This window comes from Streptomyces sp. NPDC001002 (assembly GCF_053599215.1).
The window spans coordinates 1-6,020 of the sequence record NZ_JBSFLV010000266.1 but is presented as its reverse complement, the minus strand read 5'-3'; the positions used below and the strand labels follow the sequence as shown (position 1 = coordinate 6,020).

General features: G+C 69.5%; 6 protein-coding genes and 1 pseudogene. 4 read left to right on the top strand and 3 right to left on the bottom strand.

The annotated features are described in order from the left end of the window. Window positions 1-552: DUF305 domain-containing protein (locus ACWDR3_RS46950; RefSeq protein WP_450358826.1), on the top strand; the 552-nt coding region annotated here is incomplete at its 5' end. 69 nt (window positions 553-621) lie between these two features. Here the strand turns inward: ACWDR3_RS46950 and ACWDR3_RS46945 are convergent. The 3 genes from ACWDR3_RS46945 to ACWDR3_RS46935 form a co-directional block, all read right to left on the bottom strand. Further along, window positions 622-1,095, bottom strand: a complete 474-nt coding sequence (locus ACWDR3_RS46945; RefSeq protein ID WP_450358825.1) for a hypothetical protein — start codon at window positions 1,093-1,095, stop codon at window positions 622-624. Window positions 1,096-1,156: 61 nt separating this feature from the next. Beyond that, window positions 1,157-2,101, bottom strand: a complete 945-nt coding sequence (locus ACWDR3_RS46940; protein WP_450358824.1) for a hypothetical protein — start codon at window positions 2,099-2,101, stop codon at window positions 1,157-1,159. A gap of 58 nt (window positions 2,102-2,159) precedes the next feature. After that, complete coding sequence (locus tag ACWDR3_RS46935; RefSeq protein WP_450358823.1) at window positions 2,160-3,206, bottom strand: ArsR/SmtB family transcription factor; 1,047 nt, start codon at window positions 3,204-3,206, stop codon at window positions 2,160-2,162. Window positions 3,207-3,559: 353 nt separating this feature from the next. On the opposite strand from ACWDR3_RS46935, the pseudogene ACWDR3_RS46930 reads away from it, so the two are divergent. From ACWDR3_RS46930 to ACWDR3_RS46920, 3 genes and pseudogenes are all read left to right on the top strand, one after another. Next, a pseudogene (locus ACWDR3_RS46930) lies at window positions 3,560-3,790 on the top strand (SAM-dependent methyltransferase); the annotation flags it as partial. A 121-nt stretch (window positions 3,791-3,911) separates the two neighbouring features. Continuing rightward, window positions 3,912-5,300: an FG-GAP-like repeat-containing protein gene (locus ACWDR3_RS46925; protein WP_450358822.1), complete on the top strand. Its 1,389-nt coding sequence runs from the start codon at window positions 3,912-3,914 to the stop codon at window positions 5,298-5,300. Between the two features lie 180 nt (window positions 5,301-5,480). Beyond that, on the top strand, window positions 5,481-5,924 hold the full coding sequence (locus tag ACWDR3_RS46920; protein WP_450358821.1) for a hypothetical protein: 444 nt from the start codon (window positions 5,481-5,483) through the stop codon (window positions 5,922-5,924). Window positions 5,925-6,020: the final 96 nt, after the last annotated feature.

Below are 6,020 nucleotides of genomic sequence, written 5' to 3'. Positions count from 1 at the left end.
GTTGTCGGCTGCACCACGCAGCCGACAACCAGCACGTCACCGAAGGCCGGCGCAGCGCCGACGGAATCCTTCAGCCCCACCGACATCGCGTGGATCCAACTGATGATCCCCATGGCCGAGCGTGCGCAGCGACTGACCGATCTCGCACCCTCCCACGCGGCAAGTCCAGAGTTGACGGCGCTGGCGGCCACGACAGGGACACGTCTTCACGAAGACCAAAACCGCCTGCGCGAGCTGCTGAAGCTCGCGGGAGTCCCCGACAACAACCCCCACGAAGGGCACAACATGCCCGGCATGGTCAGCCTCCCCACCATCGAAAGGGCGGGTGCCACGACCGGCAAGGCGTTCGACCAGATACTCGCTGACGCACTGCGCGCCCACCTGACCCAATCCACTCTGCTCTGTACCGGGGAGCGAACCCAGGGCCACGCGGGCGAGGCGAAGAATCTCGCCACCACCATCGCAAAGAGCACGACCGCACAGATCGCCCGGCTGAACGAAGTACGCCCAGCGCAACCGGCAGCCCTGAGCAGCGCTACGGCAGGGTCTTAGGAGAAGCAGGACAGACGAGCCCGGCCCGCCGCACAGGAGTTGGTGGGCCGAGCTCGTGCACGGTGTCGGTCAGGTCCAGCGGTTGGTGCAGCCGGAGGACCAGCGATGGGAGCTGATGGCGTTGGAGGCGCGGACGCCGTTGCCGAAGGTGTTGTCACGCAGGTCGTCCACGTAGAGTTCCCCCCTCGCCAGACAGCCGGTGCCGCCTCCGTAGTTCGTGTAGTCGTAGAACTGGACGTTGTTGACGCCGCCGGAGTAGGTGCCGGTGTTCAGGATCGACCAGGCGAAGTTGTCGTCGGCGCCGGTGAAACTCCCCGACCCGTCGCCCCAGTTGGCGTCGTTGCCCGAGGCCGTGCCGAGGAGCGTGTAGCAGTCCGTCAGGAGGTAGGCGCGCATGTTGCCGTCTTCACGGTGCGCGTTGTACTGAGCGTCGCAGTTGGGTCCTTGGGCGCCGGACGGCGCGGCCTGAGCCGTGCTGGGCAACGCGGTGCCCAGGACGACCGCCATCGCGGCAGCTGTGAGGGCAGCATGGAGCTTTCGCATGTTCTCTCCTTCGGAGTGATCTCTTCGGTGGGTGTGAATGGGCGTGAATGATCGCGAAAGGTCAGTTCGCGGCGACAGACAGGGTGTCGACCTCGGCGAGCGCTGCCAGCCGCATGCGCTTGCCGGTGCGGATGTCGTCGGCGTACTGCCGGCGCACCGGGGCGCCGTATTCGACGTCCAGATGTCGTGCAGTGGCGGCCAGCGTGGACGTGCGCGCGCAGATGGCCTCCGCCACGGCCAACTTCCGCTCCAGGGCGTCCGCCTTCCGATCGCTCAGCCCCTCGGTTCGCTCGAGAAGATCGCTTTGCACGGCCTGCGGATCGGCATAGGCCCGCCCGGCTCTACGGCCCATGCACTGCGACCAGACATGCAGCGCCTGGGTGAAGCGCCGGTCCCTCATGAGTCGGGGCGCGTACAGGGGAACGAGATTGGTGGCGATCTTGTCGGCGCGGAAGTACGCCTCGACATCTCCGTACAGCTTCTTCCTGGCTTCGAGTTCGCACCCGCCGACCGCCGTCCGGATGGAGCCGGCGGCCGGCAGGCGGACCGAGAAACGGCGGGAGTCGGACCCGCCGTTCAGGACCGTCAGGTAGCGGGCTCGAACCGTCGGAGTCAGGCTCCTGCGGTAGGCGAGATTCGGGTCCTTCTTCTTCGCCGCGAAGAACGCGCGCTGAATTGCTCCCCCGTAGCCGTGCGCCCGCGCCCAGCCGAGGTCGTCGCGCACGAAGGGATGCTCGAAGGCGCGAAGTCTCTCCGGGGCAAGCGGGGCTATGACCCAGTAGCGGAACCCCTGCCGTTCCATGCATCCCTTGATCAGGGTCTGTTCCGCCTGGTCGATGCGGGTCTGCTCGGCCGTGGTCAGCTCACGGACCGGGCCGGTGGAACTGGAGCCGTGGGACGGCCCGGCGCCCAGTGCCGGGCCGTCCGTCATCAGCAGGCCGAGAGCGACAGCGCCGGCCGCCACGGCGGTCATGGTGGTGGCGAAGACGGTGGTGCGTCGCTGCACGGGGTCCCCCTGTCCCGTCCGGTGGCTCACGGCTCTGACCCACCCCCACAGGCTCCCGTCAGCGGCGCGAGGTGGCTACACGTGGAAGGTGTGCCTTAAGCGTCGTGTCGAACCTGCCGGTGGGTGGACGGCTCGTGGTCCCCTCGAGCAGGGCGAGACCAGCCGGGGTGATGGTGTGCAGCATGATCTTGCTGCGTCGAATGCTCAGCAGCAGACCGGCTTCCCGCAGGACGCTGGTGTGCTGGCTGACGGCGGGTCCGGAGATGCCCAGTTGTCGGGCCAACTCGCCTGTCGTACGGCCGGACACGACGGCGCCGAGTACGGCGGCACGCGTCCGCCCGATGAGTGCGCTGAGGGAACCTCCGCCCGCGCCGGGATCGGGCTCGCCGGGAACGTGATGGAGCGGATATGCGAGCACGGGTGTGCGGTCGGCGTCGACGAGGGTCGTCGGCCTGCGGACGCAGAAGTAGGAGGGCTGCAGCACCAGTCCGCGGCCGTTGAGGCGCAGTACGCGCTCCACCGGGTAGTCGGCCTCCAGCACGGGAGGCTTCCAGCGCAGGACGGGCTGGAAGCTTGCCAGGAGCCCTTCGGCGCCGCCCTCCAGCGCCGCCCGGCCACGCAGCGCTCGATCGGCCTCGACATGGGCGCGGATGTGCTCCCAGAAGGGTGCCAACGCGTGCTGGTGATATGCGCGCAGGGCGGCGCCGAGTCTGTCCAGGGCGCGGGGCTCGCCGTCGGCCAGGGCCCGGGCTTCGGCGGGCAGCGGTCGGGTACGCCGCGCGGCCAGTCGGGACATGTCGGTCCGCAGCCAGGTGCGAGGAACGCTCAGCACCGTGTCGAGCGCGCTCTCCAGATCAAGGGACTTGGGGAGGTGGGGGGTGAGGAAGTCAGGTGTGTAGCCGAGCGGAGGGAGCAGCGCGACGAGGGCCCCGCAGGCAGGGGGCAGATGTAATCGCGTCTGCCGCCGCCAGGAGCGAAAGGCAGGCAGGCCCTCCCGTGCGGAGGCGAGGATCTGGAAACTGTTGGTGATCTCCCACAGCGGATCGGGAGCGGTGGCGACCCGAACCCGGGCCAGATCTTCATTGGTGAAGTGCACCCGTAGCATGAACTCTCCGATGGTGGTGGGTCATCGGTGGGCCGCAATCCTGAACGTAGGGGACGCAGTCAGACAAGGCGCCATTCGGCCACCTGTTCGACTTCGGTCATGGGTCTGTTTCCGGCAGACACCGGGTCCACGCGACCGGGGGCGTTCAGCCGGCCTCAGGGGGCTGTCTGTCGCGTGCAGGCGTCATCGACGCGGGGCGAGTGCTTGAAGGAAGGCGACGGCATCGATGATCTCGCCGGCGGAGACGACGCCGACGGTTTTGGCGGGGCCGGTCACAACGCGTGCGCTGGCCCCGGCCGCGCGGGGGCACCCCGTTCATCGAACGCCGCAGCGACGGCCTGTGCCTGCGCACCGGCGACTTCCTGCGCTCCCAGCCGCCGGCGATCCCCGGCGCCTACGGGCCGCAGGGCATGGACAAGGGCGGGTTCGCGGGCAAGGCCATGTTCACCCACCACTACAGCTACAAGTCCGCTGTGTCGCAACGGCATCCGCAGCGGGCCGGCTTCACGACGGCGGAGGCGCACGTCGTGGACGTTCCGAAGGCAGGCCACATCGGCACGCTGATCGTGCACGCTCGCACCTGAAACCCCACAATCACCCGTCCGCTCATGCCCCCGCAGTACAACCAACCGTGCTCCCGAGGGGTCTTGTCGGGTGCTGTGCGGCGGCACCTGCCGTTCACCCGCCGAATGTGAGGGGTTCGCCTTGCCTACCCGAAGATGCCACTTGCCCGTCCTCGCGGCGATGGCCCTCGCCGCCGTCACGGGGACGGCGAACGCTGCGCCCCACGCCGCCTATGGCACCTCGCCGAAGTCCCTGTCCCTAGGCGACTCCGCGTCCGCCCGTGCCGATTTCGACGGCGACGGGTACGCCGACATCGCCATCGGTGCCCCGGGAGGCACGATCGACGGCAAGGCGGGCGCCGGGTACATCGCCGTCGACTACGGCATGGCAGAGGGCCCCAACGGCGTCAAGCGTCAGCTGGTCAGCCAGAACCGCTACGGCGTTCCGGGCACGGCGGAGACCGGTGACCGCTTCGGCGCCCACCTCACGGCGGCGGACCTCGACTCGGACGGTTTCACCGACCTGGTCGTCTCCTCTCCCGGCGAGGACATCGGCGACGCACAGGACGTCGGCCGGTACACCATCCTGTGGGGGAGTGTCGGCGGCCTGGCCACCGCCACCGTCACCGTCCAGGGGACGTCACCGACCCGTGCCGGGGACTTCGACGGCGACGGACATCTTGACCTGGTCACCGGGGACCGTGTGCTGCACGGCCCGTTCGACCGTGTCGGCGGCCCCGCTCGCACCAGTGCCCTCGCAGGCGCGGACGTCCGGCTGTACGCGATGGCGTCCGGCGACCTCGACAGTGACGGCATCACCGACCTGGTCGTCAGCAGCAGCCCTTCCACCACGGTGGTGCCCCGGCTGCGCCTGTTCCGGGGCACGCACGACGGTCTTGTGCCCGGTACGGCGATCGCCGCACCGGACACCGCTGCCGTGGACAGCATCGGCCTCGGCGACGTCGACGGCGACGGACGCCAGGACGTTGTCTTCGGGCGCAGCACCTCGGGCCCCGGCGGGCTGGTGGGGGTGGTGCGCGGCACTGCGGACGGCCTCGCGTCCCGGGCCACGCTCCTCAGCCAGGACTCTGCCGATGTGCCGGGTACCGGCGAGAGCGGTGACCACTTCGGCAGCGACGTGGCGGTCGGCGACATCGACCACGACGGGTACGCCGACGTCGTCACGGGCGTGCCCGGCGAGGACGTCGGCACCACCCAGGACGCCGGCATGTTCGTCGTCCTCCAGGGCGGTGCGGCCGGCCTCACCGGCGCGGGGGCGCAGGCCTTCACGCAGAACACCGACGGGGTGCCGGGCACGGCCGAGGCGGACGACCGCTTCGGCGGCAGCACGGCCGTCCTCGACGGGTACGTGGTGGTCGGCGCGCCCGGGGAGAACACTGGCTCCGGCTCGGTGTGGGTCTTTGCCGGTACGGCGACAGGGGTCACCGCCGACGGGTCGGTGAGCTTCGGGCCGGGCACACTGGCCGCCCCCACGAAGGGCGCGCAACTGGGCGCCACCCTCCATCGCTGACGCCGGCGCTCCCGTGCACCGGGCCCGTGCACATGCGTGGGACGGGTACGGGACCGGTGCGTACCGCGGCCCACTGACTTGGCCGGCCGTGCCCGCCAACAACTTGACGGCAACCCGCCCTCGCAGTCTGTGTCCCGATCCCACCGCGGCACTAAGCTGAACTGCTCTTCGCCTGGCCGTTTGTCGTGGTCTCACCTTGAGACAGGAGGCGCCGTGCAAGGTAGGGGTGTTGTCGCCGACCAGGTTGCCCAGAGTCGTGCGACTGAGTGGGGTTGGTTCCTGGCATGGCTTGCGGTCGGGGGATGTCTGGCCTTCGGCCTGGCGGCCTTGCTGACGGTGGGCATCGCGTTCAGCGCCGTGGCCGTCATAGCCGCGATGTTCCTGCTCCGGAAGGGGCCCAGGGCCGCCATCGCCGGAGGTGTCACGGGCCTGGCCCTGCCGGCCTTCTACCTCGCCTACCTGAACAGGGAAGGCCCCGGGAACGTGTGTCACGCGACGGCTGGCGGGAGCACGTGCACCGACGAGTACGCGCCGGTGCCGTTCCTTGTCGTCGGAGCCATTCTGTTCGTCGCCGGTTTCCTGATCTTCCTGATGCTCGAACGCGGGCGCAGGGACAACGGTTGACCAACCTGTGTCCTGGTTTTCCGCCCGCCGGATGGCCGGCGGGCGGAAAACCAGGGCGGACAGGCCGGTGGAGCAGATAAAACGCTGCGGCAACAA